The 16,554-nt window shown below is 72.4% G+C and carries 15 protein-coding genes; 7 read left to right on the top strand and 8 right to left on the bottom strand.

What is annotated here, in order from left to right; translation table 11 throughout:
- Positions 1-95: 95 nt before the first annotated feature.
- From ACO229_RS16700 to ACO229_RS16685, 4 genes are read right to left on the bottom strand one after another with little or no spacing between them, the layout of a single operon-like run.
- Complete coding sequence (locus tag ACO229_RS16700; RefSeq protein WP_423462187.1) at positions 96-1,541, bottom strand: class II fumarate hydratase; 1,446 nt, start codon at positions 1,539-1,541, stop codon at positions 96-98.
- Between the two features lie 55 nt (positions 1,542-1,596).
- Positions 1,597-2,286, bottom strand: coding sequence for a carbonic anhydrase (locus ACO229_RS16695; protein ID WP_397413993.1), 690 nt, complete (start codon positions 2,284-2,286; stop codon positions 1,597-1,599).
- Positions 2,283-3,218, bottom strand: a complete 936-nt coding sequence (locus tag ACO229_RS16690; RefSeq protein ID WP_423462186.1) for a carbohydrate kinase family protein — start codon at positions 3,216-3,218, stop codon at positions 2,283-2,285. The genes ACO229_RS16695 and ACO229_RS16690 overlap by 4 nt, the downstream gene beginning before the upstream one ends.
- A complete protein-coding gene (locus ACO229_RS16685; protein WP_397413987.1) occupies positions 3,215-3,505 on the bottom strand; it encodes an exodeoxyribonuclease VII small subunit in 291 nt (96 codons plus the stop codon). The genes ACO229_RS16690 and ACO229_RS16685 overlap by 4 nt, the downstream gene beginning before the upstream one ends.
- 124 nt (positions 3,506-3,629) lie before the next feature.
- Here ACO229_RS16685 and ACO229_RS16680 point away from each other — a divergent pair, with 124 nt between their 5' ends.
- Both ACO229_RS16680 and ACO229_RS16675 read left to right on the top strand, forming a co-directional pair.
- On the top strand, positions 3,630-5,249 hold the full coding sequence (locus ACO229_RS16680; protein ID WP_397413985.1) for an ABC-F family ATP-binding cassette domain-containing protein: 1,620 nt from the start codon (positions 3,630-3,632) through the stop codon (positions 5,247-5,249).
- A 133-nt stretch (positions 5,250-5,382) separates the two neighbouring features.
- A complete protein-coding gene (locus ACO229_RS16675) occupies positions 5,383-6,126 on the top strand; it encodes an SDR family oxidoreductase (RefSeq protein WP_423462185.1) in 744 nt (247 codons plus the stop codon).
- Here the strand turns inward: ACO229_RS16675 and ACO229_RS16670 are convergent.
- Positions 6,092-7,048 carry an RNA polymerase sigma-70 factor gene (locus tag ACO229_RS16670; protein ID WP_423462184.1) on the bottom strand — a complete coding sequence of 319 codons (957 nt, stop codon included), beginning with the start codon at positions 7,046-7,048 and terminating at the stop codon, positions 6,092-6,094. The two genes, ACO229_RS16675 and ACO229_RS16670, sit on opposite strands and share 35 nt — an antisense overlap.
- Before the next feature lie 96 nt (positions 7,049-7,144).
- On the opposite strand from ACO229_RS16670, the gene ACO229_RS16665 reads away from it, so the two are divergent.
- On the top strand, positions 7,145-7,894 hold the full coding sequence (locus ACO229_RS16665; protein ID WP_423462183.1) for a class I SAM-dependent methyltransferase: 750 nt from the start codon (positions 7,145-7,147) through the stop codon (positions 7,892-7,894).
- Between the two features lie 9 nt (positions 7,895-7,903).
- On the opposite strand, the gene ACO229_RS16660 is transcribed toward ACO229_RS16665, so the two are convergent.
- On the bottom strand, positions 7,904-9,052 hold the full coding sequence (locus ACO229_RS16660) for an epoxide hydrolase family protein (RefSeq protein WP_423462182.1): 1,149 nt from the start codon (positions 9,050-9,052) through the stop codon (positions 7,904-7,906).
- 76 nt (positions 9,053-9,128) lie between these two features.
- Positions 9,129-10,388, bottom strand: coding sequence for an exodeoxyribonuclease VII large subunit (gene xseA, locus ACO229_RS16655; protein ID WP_397413974.1), 1,260 nt, complete (start codon positions 10,386-10,388; stop codon positions 9,129-9,131).
- Positions 10,389-10,452: 64 nt separating this feature from the next.
- Here xseA and ACO229_RS16650 point away from each other — a divergent pair, with 64 nt between their 5' ends.
- Complete coding sequence (locus ACO229_RS16650) at positions 10,453-11,490, top strand: 4-hydroxy-3-methylbut-2-enyl diphosphate reductase (RefSeq protein ID WP_423462181.1); 1,038 nt, start codon at positions 10,453-10,455, stop codon at positions 11,488-11,490.
- 146 nt (positions 11,491-11,636) lie between these two features.
- Here the strand turns inward: ACO229_RS16650 and ACO229_RS16645 are convergent, their stop codons facing one another.
- Positions 11,637-13,136 carry a DNA recombination protein RmuC gene (locus ACO229_RS16645; protein WP_423462180.1) on the bottom strand — a complete coding sequence of 500 codons (1,500 nt, stop codon included), beginning with the start codon at positions 13,134-13,136 and terminating at the stop codon, positions 11,637-11,639.
- A 188-nt stretch (positions 13,137-13,324) separates the two neighbouring features.
- Here ACO229_RS16645 and ACO229_RS16640 point away from each other — a divergent pair, with 188 nt between their 5' ends.
- Genes ACO229_RS16640 through ACO229_RS16630 form a run of 3 tightly spaced genes read left to right on the top strand, consistent with a single transcriptional unit; the run spans position 13,325 to position 16,548 of the window.
- Positions 13,325-14,146, top strand: coding sequence for an ABC transporter ATP-binding protein (locus ACO229_RS16640; RefSeq protein WP_397413967.1), 822 nt, complete (start codon positions 13,325-13,327; stop codon positions 14,144-14,146).
- Complete coding sequence (locus ACO229_RS16635; protein WP_423462179.1) at positions 14,128-15,729, top strand: hypothetical protein; 1,602 nt, start codon at positions 14,128-14,130, stop codon at positions 15,727-15,729. Before ACO229_RS16640 ends, ACO229_RS16635 begins: the two co-directional genes overlap by 19 nt.
- Before the next feature lie 51 nt (positions 15,730-15,780).
- Complete coding sequence (locus ACO229_RS16630; protein ID WP_423462178.1) at positions 15,781-16,548, top strand: DinB family protein; 768 nt, start codon at positions 15,781-15,783, stop codon at positions 16,546-16,548.
- Positions 16,549-16,554 lie beyond the last annotated feature (6 nt).

Here is a 16,554-nt window from a genome sequence, read left to right as displayed (position 1 = left end):
TGCTGGACCCGGCATGGCAGAGCGCCTGTCCCGTTCCTCCCGATCAGCGGGTGGGACGGGACAGGCGCTCTCTGCTGTCCGGGGCCTGCGGCGTCTCAGGCCTGCGGCGGCCGCGTCATCGACAGCACGTCGAGGGCCGTGTCGAGCTGCTCCTCGGTGACCTCGCCGCGCTCGACGAAGCCGAGGTCGAGCACGGCCTGGCGCACCGTGATGCCCTCCTTGACAGCGTGCTTGGCCACCTTGGCGGCGGCCTCGTAGCCGATCGCGCGGTTCAGCGGCGTGACGATCGACGGCGACGACTCGGCCAGCGCGCGGGCGCGGTCGACGTTCGCGGTGATGCCGACGATCGTCTTGTCCGCGAGCACGCGCGACGAGTTCGACAGCAGGCGGATCGACTCCAGCACGCCCTGCGCGATCACCGGGATCTGCACGTTCAGCTCGAACGAGCCGCTCGCGCCGGCCCACGCGACGGTGGCGTCGTTGCCGATCACGCGCGCGCACACCATGAGCACGGCCTCGGGGATCACCGGGTTGACCTTGCCCGGCATGATCGAGGAGCCCGGCTGCAGGTCGGGCAGCGCGATCTCGCCCAGACCGGTGTTGGGGCCGGAGCCCATCCAGCGCAGGTCGTTGCAGATCTTGGTCACGGACACCGCGATGGTGCGCAGCGCGCCGGAGAGCTCGACCAGCCCGTCGCGCGCGGACTGCGCCTCGAAGTGGTCGCGGGCCTCGGTCAGCGGCAGCCCGGTGTCCTGCGCGAGCAGCGCGATGACCCGCTGCGGGAAGCCCGCCGGGGTGTTGATGCCCGTGCCCACGGCGGTGCCGCCCAGCGGCACCTCGGCGGCACGCGGCAGTGCGGCCTGCAGGCGCTCGACGCCGTAGCGGATCGCGGCGGCGTACCCGCCGAACTCCTGGCCGAGGGTGACCGGGGTGGCGTCCATGAGGTGCGTGCGGCCGGACTTCACGACGGTGGCGAACTCGTCGGACTTGGCCTGGAGCGCCTCGGCCAGGTGGTTCAGCGCGGGGATCAGGTCGTTCACGACACCCGACGTCGCCGCGACGTGCACGGACGTGGGGAACACGTCGTTCGACGACTGCGAGGCGTTGACGTGGTCGTTCGGGTGCACGTCCTTGCCGAGCGCGTTCGTGGCGAGGGTCGCGAGCACCTCGTTGGTGTTCATGTTCGACGACGTGCCGGAGCCCGTCTGGTACACGTCGATCGGGAAGTGCCCGTCGTACTTGCCGGAGGCGACCTCGTCCGCGGCGGCGACGATGGCGTCCGCGATGTCCTGGTCGAGCACGCCGAGCTCCGCGTTCGCCGTCGCCGCGGCCTTCTTCACGCGCGCGAGGGCCTCGATGTGGGCCCGCTCGAGCGGGGTGCCGGAGATCGGGAAGTTCTCGACGGCACGCTGTGTCTGCGCGCGGTACAGGGCGTTCGCGGGGACACGAACCTCGCCCATGGTGTCGTGCTCGATGCGGTAGGCGGTCGTGGTGTCGCCGGGCTCGGCGGAGCCCGGCGAGACGACGGTGTCAGCAGTCATGGGTCTATCGTGCCGCAGCCTCGCTCGGGCGACGCACCGCAGGGCGTGACTCCTGTCACCCCGCGAGGGGCTCCTGCGCGGCCGGCGGCACCTCGCCGATGTCACCGATCACGTCGACCATGCGCGCGCTGCCCTCGGCGAGGTCGTACTCCAGACCGACCACCGCGCACCGGCCCTCCTCGACGGCCCGGGCGAGCCCGGCCGAGTACCCGTGCAGCATCCCGACGGTGTGCTTCACGTGCTCCCGGCGCAGCAGGTCCTGGTCGGACAGGAGGGCCATGGTCGCCGCCTGGTCGCCCGAGGTGATGCTGGCGATCGACGGGATGACCCGGTCCACCACGGCACGCACGAACCCGCCGGGCTGCTCGCCCGTGGCGAGCGTGTGCGCCGCCGCGGCCACCGCCCCGCACGAGTCGTGCCCCAGCACCACGACGAGCGACGCACCGAGCACGTCCACGCCGTACTCGATCGAGCCGATCACGGTGGTGTCGACGACGTGGCCCGCGGTACGGACCACGAACACGTCGCCCAGGCCCTGGTCGAAGATGATCTCGGCGGCCACCCGGGAGTCCGAGCAGCCGAAGATCACGGTGTGCGGGTGCTGCGCGGCCTGGAGCTCGCGGCGCCGGTCGGCGCCCTGCGACGGGTGCGCGGGCGCGTCCGCGACGAAACGGTCGTTGCCCGAACGCAGCAGCGCCCAGGCGTCACGCGGCGTGAGCCGCTCCGGCATCGGGACCGAGCTCATGATCCGACCTCCTCACGACGGGGCGGGTTGGCACCCGCCCGGGACACGGTGACGGCCGCGACAGCGACGCAGCCCTCCAGGACCTGCCGCACCGTGGCGGCGTCGACCTCGCCGAGCGCGGCCCGCCGGCCGGCGCCCAGCAGGTCGTGCTCCCACAGGCCGTCGATCAGGGCGCCCATGAACGAGTCGCCCGCGCCCACGGTGTCTACCACGTCGACCTGAGGAGCCACGACCTCGACCTCGCCGGTGTCGGACACGGCGACCGCGCCCTTGCCGCCCAGGGTGACCACGACGAGCGCGGGCGTGCCGGCCTGCCACTCGCGGGCGACGGCCACCGGGTCGGAGCCCGGGTACAGCCAGGCGAGGTCCTCGTCGCTCACCTTGACCACGTCGGACAGGCGCACCAGCGCCTCCACGCGCGGGCGGACCTCGTCGGCCTGGCCCATGATCGCGGGCCGGGCGTTCGGGTCGTACGTGGTGGTCGCCGTCGCCCGGGCGGCCTCCAGGAGCTCGCGCACCTGGGTCGCGCCCGGCTCGAGCATCGCCGCGATGGACCCGGTGTGGACGGCCAGCGCGCCGTCGGCTCCGGCACCGGGACCGCCCGGCAGCGCCGCGGCGGGGACCTGCCAGGTGAGGTCGAAGTCGTAGGTGGCCGAGCCGTCGTCGTCCAGGGTGGCGACCGCGACGCTCGTGCGGGCCGCGCCGTCGCTGCCCTCGACGAGGCGCACGCCCGATTCGGCGAGCCAGCCGCGCACCAGGTCGCCCCGGTCGTCCGCGCCGAGCCACGTCGCCAGCCGCACCTCGCGGCCCAGACGCCCGAGCGTGAGCGCGACGTTGGCGATGCTGCCGCCGGGGTGGTCGGCGGTGGAGCCGTCGGGACGGCGCACCTGGTCCACGAGGGCCTCGCCCACGGCGAGGACGTGCGCGCTCACCGGGCCTCCTCCGGGGAGTCGGCGGAGCCGGCCGAACCTGCCGAACCGCCGGAGGCCTGCTGCGCGGCCGCCAGGCGTTCACGGGCGCCGTCGAGCCACTCCTGGCAGCGGGCGGCCAGGGCCTCGCCGCGCTCCCAGAGCGCGAGCGACGCCTCCAGCGGCTCGCCGCCGGCCTCCAGGCGGCCGACCACCTGCACGAGCTCGTCGCGTGCCTGCTCGTAGCTGAGGGTGGCGACGTCGGGGGCGTCCTTCGTCGGATCGGTACCGGTCACAGCTTCTGTACTCACGGGGACAGTCAACAGCACGTCGCCGACATCCGTGGTCCGTTGTCCACAGGTTCGACGTCACCGTGGAACCAGCGTGGCGGAATCAGCTTGGCCCGGGCGGGTGCGGCGTCGGACCATGTGACGCATGGGCCATCTCGAAGCAGCGCACGTCGAATACCACCTGCCGGACGGCCGCACCCTCCTGGGGGACGTCTCGTTCCGCGTGGGCGAGGGGAGCGCGACGGCGCTGGTCGGGCCCAACGGCGCGGGCAAGACGACGCTGTTGCGGCTGATCACCGGTGAGCTCACGCCGCACGGCGGCTCGGTGACGGTCAGCGGCGGGCTCGGCGTCATGCGGCAGTTCGTGGGGTCGGTGCGGGACGAGACGACGGTGCGCGACCTGCTGGTCTCCGTGTCCGACGCGCGCCTGCAGCAGGCCGCACGCGCCGTCGACGAGGCCGAGCACGCCATGCTGACGGTCGACGACGAGGCTGCACAGATGGCGTACGCGCAGGCGCTGTCCGACTGGGCCGAGGTGCGCGGGTACGAGGCCGAGACGCTGTGGGACGTGTGCACCATGGCGGCGCTCGGCATCCCGTACGACCGGGCGCAGTTCCGCGAGGTGCGCACGATGTCCGGCGGCGAGCAGAAGCGGCTCGTGCTGGAGGCGCTGCTGCGCGGCACCGACGAGGTGCTGCTGCTGGACGAGCCGGACAACTACCTGGACGTGCCCGGCAAGCGCTGGCTGGAGGAGCAGCTCCGGACCACCAAGAAGACCGTCCTGTTCGTCTCGCACGACCGCGAGCTGCTGTCCCGGGCGGCGAACCGGATCGTGTCGCTGGAGCCCGGGCCGGCAGGCGCGGACGCCTGGGTGCACGGCGGCGGGTTCGCCACGTTCCACGAGGCACGGCGCGAACGGTTCGCGCGGTTCGAGGAGCTGCGCCGACGCTGGGACGAGAAGCACGCCCAGCTCAAGAAGCTGGTGCTCACGCTGCGGCAGCAGGCGGCGAACAGCCCCGACATGGCCTCGCGCTACCGGGCCGCCCAGACCCGGCTGCGCAAGTTCGAGGAGGCCGGCCCGCCGCCGGAGCCGCCCCGCGAGCAGGACATCACGATGCGCCTGCGCGGCGGGCGCACGGGCCTGCGGGCCGTGACCTGCGAGGGGCTGGAGCTGACCGGGCTCATGAAGCCGTTCGACCTGGAGGTCTTCTACGGCGAGCGGGTGGCGGTGCTGGGTTCGAACGGGTCCGGCAAGTCGCACTTCCTGCGTCTCCTCGCGGGCGGCGACGTCGCCCACACCGGCTCGTGGAAGCTCGGCGCCCGGGTGGTGCCCGGCCACTTCGCGCAGACGCACGCCCACCCCGAGCTGTTCGGCCGCACGCTGCTCGACATCCTGTGGGAGGAGCACGCGCAGGACAAGGGCAAGGCGATGGCCCGCCTGCGGCGCTACGAGCTCAGCGCCGCGGCCGAACGGCCCTTCGACCGGCTGTCCGGCGGGCAGCAGGCACGCTTCCAGATCCTGCTGCTGGAGCTCGCCGGCTCCACTGCCCTGCTGCTCGACGAGCCCACCGACAACCTCGACCTGGAGTCGGCCGAGGCCCTGCAGGAGGGCCTGGAGTCGTTCGAGGGGACGGTGCTGGCCGTGACGCACGACCGCTGGTTCGCGCGGTCCTTCGACCGGTACCTGGTCTTCGGGTCGGACGGCGTCGTGCGCGAGACCGCCGAACCCGTCTGGGACGAGCGGCGGGTCGAGCGGGAGCGGTAGGCCGTCCGGGGTACGTGCCGTGCGGGGTACGTGCCGTGCGGGGGTGTCACAGATCCGGGGTGCTCCCGGTCGAACGCGTGACGGGCCGGTCGGCCCGTCACGCGCACGGCGCGGAACCCAGAAGGAGCACACCATGAAGATCGTGGTCATCGGCGGTACCGGCCTCGTCGGGAGCCAGGTCGTCCGCAACCTCACCGAGCACGGGCACGAGGCGGTGGCGGCCTCGCCGCAGACCGGCGTGGACACCCTGACCGGCGAGGGCCTGGCCGAGGTGCTGGACGGCGCCCAGGTGGTGGTCGATCTCAGCAACTCGCCGTCGTTCGCCGAGGAGGACGTCACCCGCTTCTTCCGGACGTCCACGACGAATCTGCTGGAGGCCGAGGCGAAGGCCGGGGTGCAGCACCACGTGATCCTGTCGATCGTGGGTGCCGACGGCATCGACGCCGGGTACATGCGTGCCAAGGTGCTGCAGGAGAACCTCGTCAAGGACTCGGGCAACGGCTGGTCGATCGTCCGGTCCACGCAGTTCTTCGAGTTCCTGAACGCGATCGCCGACGAGGCCACCGTCGACGGCGTCACCCATGTCGCGCCCGTACGGTTCCAGCCCATCGCGTCGGCGGACGTCGCGCGCTTCGTGGCCCGGACCGCCGCCGGCACGCCGCTGGACGCCACCATCGAGATCGCCGGCCCCGAGGTGTTCGGCTTCGACGAGATCGTGCGCAAGCACCTGGCGGCCAAGGGCGACGAGCGCGAGGTCCGGACCGACCCCGAGGCCACCTACTTCGGCGCGCGGCTCGAGGACAAGGAGCTCGTGCCGCTGGGCGAGGCCCAGCTCGGCGAGGTCAGCTACGAGCAGTGGCGGGCGGCTCAGGCGTAGCCGGCCCCGCCCCGTCCTCCGGCGCGGCCTGGTCCGCCCAGGCCCGCCGGAGCGGCTCCGTCTTGTCGGGGTTCATCTGCCACATCAGGTCCTGCACGCCCTCGTCGGTCACGGTCACGGCCAGGACGCCGACCAGCTCGCCGTCGCGCTCCATGGCGAAGCCCTCCGTGCCGTTGACCGCGATCGCGCGCGTGGTGACGCCGGCCCAGAAGACCTCCGCGAACGTGGCCAGCAGGCGGGCCACCTTGTTCCGGCCCCTGACCGCCACCCGGGCCACGTGCTCGGCCCGGCCGTTGCTGTCGGCGCGGGTCACGACGTCCTCGGCGAGCAGCCTCTCCAGGCCCTGCACGTCGCCGGCGCGCGCAGCGGCGAGGAACGCCTCCAGCAGCGCGCGGCGCTCCGTGGGGTCCACCGTGTTGCGGCGCTCGGACGCGATGTGCTTGCGCGCCCGGCTCACGAGCTGACGTGCCGCGGCCGGGGTCGTGTCCACGATCCGGGCGATCTCCGGGTACCCGTAGTCGAACGCCTCGCGCAGCACGTAGGCGGCACGCTCCGTGGGCGTGAGTCGTTCCAGCAGCACCAGCAGCGCGACGTCCAGTGCCTCGGCGCGCTCGGCGCCGAGCGTGGGGTCCTGGCTCGTGTCCACGGGTTCCGGCAGCCAGGGCCCGACGTACGTCTCACGGCGCGACCGCGCGCTCTGCAGCACGTTGATGGCCAGCCGCGTCGCCGTCGTCGTCAGGAAGGCCTGCGGGTTGCGCACCACGGAGCGGTCGGTCGTCTGCCACCGCACCCACGTCTCCTGCACCACGTCCTCGGCCTCGGCCGCCGACCCGAGCATGCGGTACGCGATGCCGAACAGGCGGCGCCGGGCAACCCCGAACGCCTCCGCTGCGTCGTCCAGCGTGCCCACATCACTCGTCATCGTGCGCTCCTTAGCCCGGCTCCTCGGCCCGACCCGACGACGGTACGTGACGAAATGGTCTTGGGGTCGGTCCAGCGACGGGTGAACATGGTGGTCATGACCACACCCGACCCGATCTTCGTGGATCCCCGCCTCGCCCGGCTCTACGACGCGTTCGACGACGACCGTGGCGACCTCGACCTCTACGTCGGCCTCGCCGAGCGGCTCGGTGCGCGGACGGTGCTCGACGTCGGCTGCGGCACCGGCGTGCTGGCCCTGCTGCTCGCCGCGCGAGGGCTGGAGGTGACCGGCGTCGACCCGGCCGCGGCGTCCCTGGAGGTGGCCCGGGGCAAGCCGGGCGCCGAGGCGGTCAGGTGGGTCGAGGGCGGTGCCGACACCGTCGGGGCCCTCGGTCTCGCGGCCGACCTCGCCACCATGACCGGGAACGTGGCGCAGGTGTTCACGGGGGACGAGGACTGGGCTCGGGCCCTGACCGCGATCCACGCCGCACTCCGGCCCGGCGGCGTCCTCGTGTTCGAGACGCGGGTGCCGGAACGGCAGGCCTGGCTCGGCTGGACGCGCGAGCACCGGTCGGCCCGCCGGGTCATCCCCGGTGTCGGCGAGGTCGAGACGTGGAACGACCTCCTGGAGGTGGACCTCCCGCTGGTCACCTTCCAGGGCACGTACCGCTTCCCGCCCGGCCTGCTGCCCGACGGCGACGTGGTCACTTCGGTCTCGACCCTGCGGTTCCGCGAGCGGGACGAGATCGAGGAGTCGCTGGCCGCCGCCGGCTTCGTGGTCGAGGAGGTGCTGGACGCCCCGGACCGTCCCGGCCTGGAGTGGGTCTTCGTCGCCCGCCGCTCCTGACCGGAACGCTCACGCGGACGGCAGGCCGCCGAAGAAGCCGCGGATGTCGGCCGCCAGGAGCGCCGGCTCCTCCATCGCCGGGAAGTGGCCGCCCTCGGTGAACTCGCTGAAGTGGCTCATCGCGTTCCACGGGTCCAGCGCGCGGCGCACGAGCGGGTGCGTGTCGAACACGGCCCAGCCGGCGGGCACGTTCGACGGCGCGACCCAGCCGAGCCCCGAGTGCTCGGACTCGTAGTAGAACTGCGCGCTCGACGCCCCGCTGCGCGTGAACCAGTAGAGGCTGACGTTGGTCAGGAGCTGGTCGCGGTCCACCGCCTCGTCCGGGGTGGCGTGGGCGCCGTTGGTCCAGGTCTGGAACTTCTCGGCGATCCAGGAGAGCTGGGCGACGGGGGAGTCGGTGAGCGCGGGCCCGATCGTGTCGGGCCGGTGGTTCTGCATCTCGAAGTAGCCCCGCTCGGCCTGGTCGGTGGCGCGGACCGCCTCGATCTGGGCGATCTCGTCCTGGGTCAGCCCCTCCGGGTAGGGGAACTTGTCGCCGACCATCGCCAGTGCCCGGCCGTCGCTGCCGGTGTGGGTGCCGATCACGCGGTCCGGGTAGAGCGCCGCGAGGCGTCCGGCGGTCCCGGCCCCGATGTCGGTGCCGTGCGCGGCGAACCGCTCGTACCCGAGCCGGGTCATGATCTCGGCGTACGCCGCGGTGGTCCGCGCCAGCTCCCAGCCCGTGCCGGACAGCGGCGTGGAGAACCCGAACCCGGGCAGCGACGGGATGACCACGTGGAACGCGTCGGTCAGCAGCGGGACCAGCCGCTGGTACTCGACGAACGAGCCCGGCCAGCCGTGGTTCAGGATCAGCGGCGTGGCCTGCGGGTTCGCCGAGCGCACGTGCACCACGTGAAACGTCTGCCCGTCGACGACGGTCGTGTACTGCTCCCACTCGTTGAGCCGCGCCTCCTGGGCACGCCAGTCGAAGCCGTCGCGCCAGTACCCGGCGAGGTCCCGCAGGTACGCCTGCGGGATGCCGCGGCTGAAGTCCGTCCGGTCCTCGCGGCCGGGGACGGGGAGCGGCCAGCGGGTGCGCGCGAGCCGGTCGTGCAGGTCGTCGAGGTCGGCCTGCGGCACGTCGATGCGGAAGGGGACGAGGGCGGTGTTCTCGGTCATGACACCTACTGTGTCGCGGGTAGCGGTCAGGTTCTGGCCGTTATCCGGAAAGACTTTCGGGTGCCGTCCCGCAGCCCTAGGGCTTGGCCGTGACCCTCGCGTCCAGTGCTCCCTCCGCCAGGCGTACGTGCAGATCGGCGCCGACCTCGACGTCGTCCGGCCGCCGGACCACGTGGCCGTCCGAGCGCTGGACGACGGCGTAGCCGCGCTCCAGCGTGGAGGCGGGGGAGAGCGCCCTGACCTGGGCGCCGAGCCGGCCGATCTCACCGCTCGCCTGCAGCAGCAGGGAGTTGAGCGCGTGGCGGCTGTGCCGGAGCGCCTGGACCACGTCGCGCTCGCGCGACTCCAGCATGGTCTGCGGTGCGGCCAGCACAGGGCGGGAGCGGACGCCGTCGAGGCCGTGCTGCTCCCGGTCCAGCATCGCCGTGACCGCGCCGCGCATGCGGCTGCGGGCCTGGGTGAGCCGGAGCCGTTCCTCCGAGACGTCGGGCACGATGCGCTTCGCGGCGTCGGTGGGGGTCGAGGCGCGGTAGTCGGCGACCAGGTCGAGCAGCGGGGCGTCCGTCTCGTGCCCGATCGCGCTGACCAGCGGCGTACGGGCCTGCGCGACGGCGCGCACCAGCGACTCGTTGCTGAACGGCAGCAGGTCCTCGACCGAGCCGCCGCCGCGGGCGACGACGATGACGTCCACCGCCGGGTCCTGGTCGAGCTCCGCGATCGCGGCCGACACCTCGCGCACCGCGTTGACGCCCTGCACGGCGACCTCGCGGATCTCGAACCGCACCTGCGGCCAGCGGGCCCGGGCGTTCACCACGACGTCGTGCTCCGCCTTCGACTCGCGACCGCACACCAGCCCCACCACGGCGGGCAGGAACGGCAGGCGGCGCTTGCGGTCGAGGTCGAACAGGCCCTCCGCCGCGAGGACCTTCTTGAGCGCTTCGATCCGGGCGAGCAGCTCACCGACGCCGACGGCCTTGATCTCGCTGGCCTGCATCTGCAGCGTGCCGCGCTTGGTCCAGAACACCGGCTTGGCGTGCACGACGACGTGGTCGCCCTCGGCGGGCGGCTGCGGCAGCATGCCGAGCACACGGGAGAAGATCGTCACCGGCAGGGAGGCGTCCGCATCCGTGTCGCGGAGGGTCAGCCACTGCATGCCGGAGCCCGGACGGTGGTTGAACTGCACCACCTGGCCCTCGACCCAGACGGGCGGCATCTTGTCGATGTAGCCCCTGATCTTCTCCGACAGCACGCGGACCGGCCACGGGCTGGTGGCCGTGGTGTCGAGTGCCTTCACGGGGAGCTCGGTGGGCTGGGGCCGCAGGGTGGGTTCCGTCACGTGTCCAACCCTGCCACCCACCACCGACACAAGCCCTCCGCACACCGCCCCTAGACTGGCGACCGTGAGCGTCACGAGCCCTGAGCGTCCTGCTGAGACCCAGACCAAGCGCGTCCTGCTGGCTGCGCCGCGTGGTTATTGCGCCGGAGTGGACCGCGCGGTCGTCGCCGTCGAGAAGGCCCTGGAGACGTACGGCACGCCGGTGTACGTCCGCAAGGAGATCGTGCACAACAAGCATGTGGTGGAGACGCTGCGCGAGCGCGGCGCCATCTTCGTCAACGAGACCGACGAGGTGCCCGAGGGTGCCCGGCTCGTGTTCTCCGCGCACGGCGTCTCGCCGGCGGTCCGCGCCTCCGCCGAGGCCCGCAGCCTGGAGACGATCGACGCGACCTGCCCCCTGGTCACCAAGGTGCACAAGGAAGCGGTCCGCTTCGCCAAGGACGACTACGACATCCTGCTGATCGGTCACACCGGTCACGAGGAGGTCGAGGGCACCGCCGGCGAGGCACCCGAGCACGTGCAGGTCGTCAACTCGCCCGACGAGGTGGACCAGGTCGTGGTGCGCGACCCGGCGAAGGTCGTGTGGATCTCGCAGACCACGCTCTCGGTGGACGAGACCATGGAGACCGTGCGCCGGCTGCGCGAGAAGTTCCCGTCCCTGCAGGACCCGCCCAGCGACGACATCTGCTATGCCACGCAGAACCGCCAGGTCGCGGTGAAGAAGCTGGCGCCCGAGTGCGACCTGGTGATCGTGGTCGGTTCCGCGAACTCGTCCAACTCGGTGCGGCTCGTCGAGGTCGCGCTCCAGTCGGGCGCCAAGGCGTCCTACCGCGTGGACCGCAAGACCGAGATCAAGGACGAGTGGCTGGAGGGCGTCACGACGGTCGGCGTGACCTCGGGTGCCTCGGTGCCCGAGATCCTCGTGCAGGACGTCATCGCCCACCTCGCCGACCACGGCTTCGGCCACGTGGACGAGGTGCGGACGGCCACCGAGGACCTGATGTTTTCGCTGCCGCGCGAGCTGCGCGCGGGCCTCAAGGCCGCGGGCGAGGAGCCCAAGCGGCCCCGCCGCGAGACCCGCACGGAGCTCCCGCTGGCCTGAGACCGCCCGCCGCTCCCGGGACCGGGTTGGTCTGTGGGGGCCGCGCGTGGCCGGTAGAACGTCAGGAGGTCGGCAACCCGGGTTGCCGACCTCCTGACGTTCTACCGACGGTTCTGGCCGTGGCCGTGGCCGTGGCCGTCGCCGTGTCAGCCAGCCTGGCCGACGGCGGGGGCGGGGCCGGTGTCGGTCGACGCCTTCTCGACCGCCTCCAGCGCGCGCTTGTCGGTCACGGCGAGCTCCGTGACCTCCAGCTCCTGCACCAGGATGCCGTCCGCCTCCTGAGCGCGGTCGATCGCGACGATCCCGCCCTCGTCCGCGGCCAGCAGCTCGGACTTGGTGATGGGACGGGGCACCTCCTCGACCCCCTTGAGCTCCTCCACGCTGTCCCGCTCGTCCACCACGTCGAGCTCGACCATGCGCCGCGCGGAGGTGAGCACGTTGCGCTCCAGCGAGCCGATCATCTGGTTGTAGCTCTTCGTCGCCGTCTCCAGCGCGCGGCCGGTCCGGGTGACGTGGCCCGTCATGGTGACCAGACGCGCGTACAGCTCCTTGCCGACGCTGAGCACCTTCTGCGCGTTCTCCGCGAGCGACTCCTGCCGCCAGGCGTACGCGACCGTGCGCAGCAGCGCGAGCATCGTGGTGGGCGTCGCGATGATGACGTTCTTCTGCGCCGCGTACTCCAGCAGCTCCGGCGACCGCTCCAGCGACGCCGACAGGAACGCCTCGGCGGGCACGAACATGACGACGAACTCGGGCGCCGGCTCGAACTGGTTCCAGTACTTCTTGGCGGCCAGGTCGTCCACGTGCTTGCGCATGTGCCGCACGTGGGCGTCGAGCCGCTGCTCGCGGTAGGCGGCGTCGTCCGACTGCTGGGCCTCCAGGAAGCCGAGGAAGGCCACCTTGGAGTCGACCACCACCCGCTTGCCGCCCGCGAGGTTGATCACCATGTCCGGACGGAGCGTGCCGTCCTCGCTGGTCACCTGGGCCTGCTCGGTGAAGTCGACGCGGTTGATCATGCCCGCGGACTCGACCACCTTGCGGAGCTGGAGCTCGCCCCACGCCCCGCGGGTCTGCGAGGAGCGCAGTGCCGTGACCAGGTCGGCGGTGCCGTTGCGCAGGTCCGCCGACACCTCGGCGACGTTGCGCATCTGCTCCACGAGCGCGCCCTGCCCCTCGATCCGCGCCTTCTCCGCCTGGAGCACCTCGGTGCGTACGAGCTCCACGGCCTTGGTCAGCGGGTCGACCAGCGACTTCACGGCCGCCTCCCGCTGCGCGAGCGCCTGCTCGCCGGCCGACGCCGACCGCTTGAGCCGCTCCTCGGCGAGCTCCAGGAAGCGCTTGCTGTTGGCGTCCAGCGCATCCCCGGCGAGCGCCTGGAACTGCCGCCGGGCGTTCTCCTGCTCGGTGCGCGCCGCGGCGATCTGCTCGGCGGCACGCTCGCGTGCTGCGGCGACCTGTTCCTCGGCCCGCTCGTGCGCGGCGGCGATCTGCGCCGCGGCGGACTCGGCCTGGGCACGCAGGCGCGCGGTCTCCAGGTCGGCCTCGCGCTGGGCGGGCGCGATGCGCTGCGCATGACCGAGCCACCCCAGCAGTGCGCCCACGAGGAGGGCGCCGAGGGCCAGCAGAATCGTTGCGGCGATGTCCATGAGCGACAGGCTGCCACGAGCCACCGACACTCCGGCACGCTGACACCCCGGGCGGCCGGAATCGCCCGGTTTGTGGTTGGCGGCCCGCGGCCGCCGGATACTCCGTCCACAGGTGGACCTGGTTTCTCGCCCGCACTCATCCCCGCGTCGGATCCACGATGTCCGAGGTCCCCGCTACGTTGGGTGCCATGACGATCCCCGCACCTCCGGGCAGCACAGGGACCCAGGGCGCTCCCGAACCTCCCCCGCACGACCCGACCGCGGCGCTCAGCGTGCGCGGCCTCTGGAAGCGGTTCGGCCAGAAGATCGCCGTCTCCGGCGTCGACCTGGACGTGCCCGCGGGGTCGTTCTACGGCCTGGTCGGCCCCAACGGCGCGGGCAAGACCACGATGCTCTCCATGGCGACCGGCCTGCTGCGGCCGGACTTCGGCTCGGCCTGGGTGCACGGCGTGGACCTGTGGGCACGCCCCGACGAGGCCAAGGCCACGCTCGGCATCCTGCCCGACGGCGTGCGCCTGTTCGACCGCCTGACCGGCCGTCAGCTCCTGACCTACGCCGGGATGCTGCGGGGGATGGACAAGGAGACGGTCGTCGAGCGCACCGCCGACCTGCTGCAGGCGTTCGACCTGGCCGGCGACGCGGACACGTTCGTCGTGGACTACTCGGCCGGCATGACCAAGAAGATCGCCCTGGGCAGCGCGATGATCCACGCCCCGCGCACCCTGGTGCTCGACGAGCCGTTTGAGGCGGTCGACCCGGTCAGCGCCGCCAACATCCGCGACATCCTCAAGGGCTACGTGGCGAACGGCGGCACCGTGATCGTCTCCAGCCACGTCATGGACCTGGTGCAGCGCATGTGCGACCACGTCGCCGTGCTGGCCGGCGGGCACGTGCTGGCCGCGGGCACCGTGGACGAGGTGCGCGGCGAGCAGACCCTGGAGGACCGGTTCGTGGACCTCGTCGGCGGCCGGCAGCACTCGGAGGGACTCTCGTGGTTGCGCGGTTCCTGACCCTCAAGCTGACCCTCATGGGCAACACGTTCCGCAAGAGCGTGTGGCAGACGATCGGCCTGATCATCGCGTCGCTGTACGCGCTGGGCGTCGTCGGCACCCTGCTGGCGCTCGTGGGCGGGCTGGCCTTCCTGGAGGACCCGGCCTGGGCCGGTCTGGCCATCACGCTGGGCGGGGCGCTCACGGTGCTGGGCTGGTGGATCATCCCGATCTTCGCCTTCGGTGTGGACGCGACCCTGGACCCCCACCGGTTCACCACCTTCGCCATCCCGCGGCGCACCCTCGTGGCGGGCCTGGCCGTCGCGGGGCTGATCTCGGTGCCGGGGTTCGCCACGGTGCTCCTCGCGCTGGGCACCGCCTTCGCCTGGGTGCTGGAACCGGGCGTGCTCCTGGTCGCACTCGTCGGCGCGGTGCTGGGGGTGGCCACGTGCGTCATCGGGTCCCGGGCCATCACGACGGCGCTCGCACCCGTGCTGGAGTCGCGGCGCTATCGCGAGGTCGTCACGATCGTCGCGCTGGTGCTGGTCGTGATGATCGGCCCGCTCATCTCGTCGCTCTCCAACGGGTTCGAGGTCTCGGTCGACGGCAGCGTCGGCGACCAGCTCCGGCCGATGTTCGAGCAGGCGGCCGGCGTCGTCGGCTGGACGCCGTTCGGCGCGGCGTGGTCGCTGGCGAGCACGGCGCACGACGGCGACTGGCTCGGCCTGGCCGGTCGGCTCGCCGTGGCGCTCGGCACCATCGCCCTGGGCTGGTTGGTCTGGGACCGGGCGCTGGGCCGGGCCCTGGTCAGCCCGCCCGTCGGAGACGGCGGGGGCGGCCGGGCGAAGGGCCTGGGCGCGTTCGGCCTGGTGCGGTTCTCGCCCACCTGGGGCGTCGCCGCGCGCACCGCCACCTACTGGCTGCGCGACCCGCGCTACTCCGGGTCCATCGCCGTCGTGCCGCTGCTGCCGGTCATCATCTACTTCACCACGCAGAGCACCGGCAACTACTTCATGCTGCTGGCCACCGGCCCGTTCGTGGCGTGGATCCTCGGCTTCAGCATCTCGAACGACATCGGCTACGACTACACCGCGTTCGCGCTGCACGTCGCCGCGGGCGTGGACGGCAAGGCGGACCGCTGGGGCCGGGCCATCCCGATGCTGCTGGTGGCCCCGCTGGTCGCGGCGATCACCGTGGTGGCCACCGTCTGGGTGGCCGACTCCTGGCACCTTCTGCTGCCTCTGCTGGGGCTGGCCCTCGGGCTCCTGCTGGTCAGTACCGCGGTGTCGTGCGCGGTCTCGGCGCGGCTCGTGTACCCGGTGGCCAAGCCGGGGGAGAGCCCGCTCAAGTCCCCGCAGGGAGCTGCGGTCGCCACGCTGGTCTCCCAGGGTCTCGGGTTCGTGATCACCCTGGGGCTGTCCGTCCCCGTGCTCGCGGTGGGGATCGCGGCGCTGGTGCTGGGCGGCGCGGTGTGGGGTGTCGCCACGCTGGTGCTGGGCGTGCTCTACGGGGCGCTGATGCTCGTTCTCGGGGTGCGGTTCGGGGCCCGCGTGTACGACAGGCGCCTGCCGGAGCTGCTCCAGCAGGTCCAGTCGTTCCCCTGACGGTCGCTGCCGGGCCACGGTGTGTCAGTGGTCCGGCGTAGCGTCCGTGTCATGAGGCACATCGAGGGCGAGGACCTGCGCGGGGCCCACTTCCGTGACGTCGACATGAGCGGTGCCCAGTTCCGTGAGGCCGTGCTCAACGGCGTCCGGATGCGCGGCGTGGAGCTCGTCGACGCCGACATCGACGGGGCGATCTACGGGCTGCGGGTCAACGGCGTGGAGGTGGCGCCGCTGGTCGAGGCCGAGCTGAACAGACGCCATCCGGAGCGTGCCCTGCTCCAGGACCGCACCGTGGCCGGGCTCCGCGCGGCCCTGGACGCCTATGCCCAGATGTGGGAGTCCACGTACGAGCGGGTCGCGTCGATGCCGGCGGGCACGGTGGACGTGTCGGTCGACGACGAGTGGTCGTTCGCGCAGACCCTGCGTCACCTCGTGTGCTGCACGGACGGCTGGCTGCGCTGGGGTGCGCAGGGCAGGCGGGACGCCGACGTGTTCTGGCCGGCCGGCGTTCCGCACTCGCAGTTCTCGTCGCGGGCGGGTTCGATCGGGATCGACCCTGCCGCTGCGCCGTCGTACGACGAGGTGCTCGAGGTGAGGCGGCAGCGGGTGCAGGAGGTCCGCGACGTCCTCGCCGCGCTCACGCCCGAAGAGGCCGGCAGCCCGGCCGCGCCGCCGCCGTGGATGGACCAGTCGGAGCCGTTCACCGTCGGCAAGTGCATCGGGGTGGTGCTGTCCGAGGAGTGGGAGCACCATTCGTTCGCCACGCGGGACCTGGACCTCATCGACACGGGCGCCGCCCCGTCGCCCGAGTCCACGTAAACTTGC

The sequence above is a fragment of the Promicromonospora sp. MS192 genome (assembly GCF_049532985.1).
Lineage (GTDB): Bacteria > Actinomycetota > Actinomycetes > Actinomycetales > Cellulomonadaceae > Promicromonospora.
Note: the sequence above shows the minus strand (reverse complement) of the source record. Positions and strands in the feature narration are given on the sequence as shown.

Bases quoted from the DNA above. Each gene is read 5' to 3' on its own strand.
- ACO229_RS16630 (WP_423462178.1), top strand. From the start codon at position 15,781: ATGAGGCACATCGAGGGCGAGGACCTGCGCGGGGCCCACTTCCGTGAC.
- ACO229_RS16700 (WP_423462187.1), bottom strand. From the start codon at position 1,541: ATGACTGCTGACACCGTCGTCTCGCCGGGCTCCGCCGAGCCCGGCGAC.
- ACO229_RS16695 (WP_397413993.1), bottom strand. From the start codon at position 2,286: ATGAGCTCGGTCCCGATGCCGGAGCGGCTCACGCCGCGTGACGCCTGG.
- ACO229_RS16665 (WP_423462183.1), top strand. From the start codon at position 7,145: ATGACCACACCCGACCCGATCTTCGTGGATCCCCGCCTCGCCCGGCTC.
- ACO229_RS16660 (WP_423462182.1), bottom strand. From the start codon at position 9,052: ATGACCGAGAACACCGCCCTCGTCCCCTTCCGCATCGACGTGCCGCAG.
- ACO229_RS16680 (WP_397413985.1), top strand. From the start codon at position 3,630: ATGGGCCATCTCGAAGCAGCGCACGTCGAATACCACCTGCCGGACGGC.
- ACO229_RS16645 (WP_423462180.1), bottom strand. From the start codon at position 13,136: ATGGACATCGCCGCAACGATTCTGCTGGCCCTCGGCGCCCTCCTCGTG.
- ACO229_RS16640 (WP_397413967.1), top strand. From the start codon at position 13,325: ATGACGATCCCCGCACCTCCGGGCAGCACAGGGACCCAGGGCGCTCCC.
- ACO229_RS16675 (WP_423462185.1), top strand. From the start codon at position 5,383: ATGAAGATCGTGGTCATCGGCGGTACCGGCCTCGTCGGGAGCCAGGTC.
- ACO229_RS16670 (WP_423462184.1), bottom strand. From the start codon at position 7,048: ATGACGAGTGATGTGGGCACGCTGGACGACGCAGCGGAGGCGTTCGGG.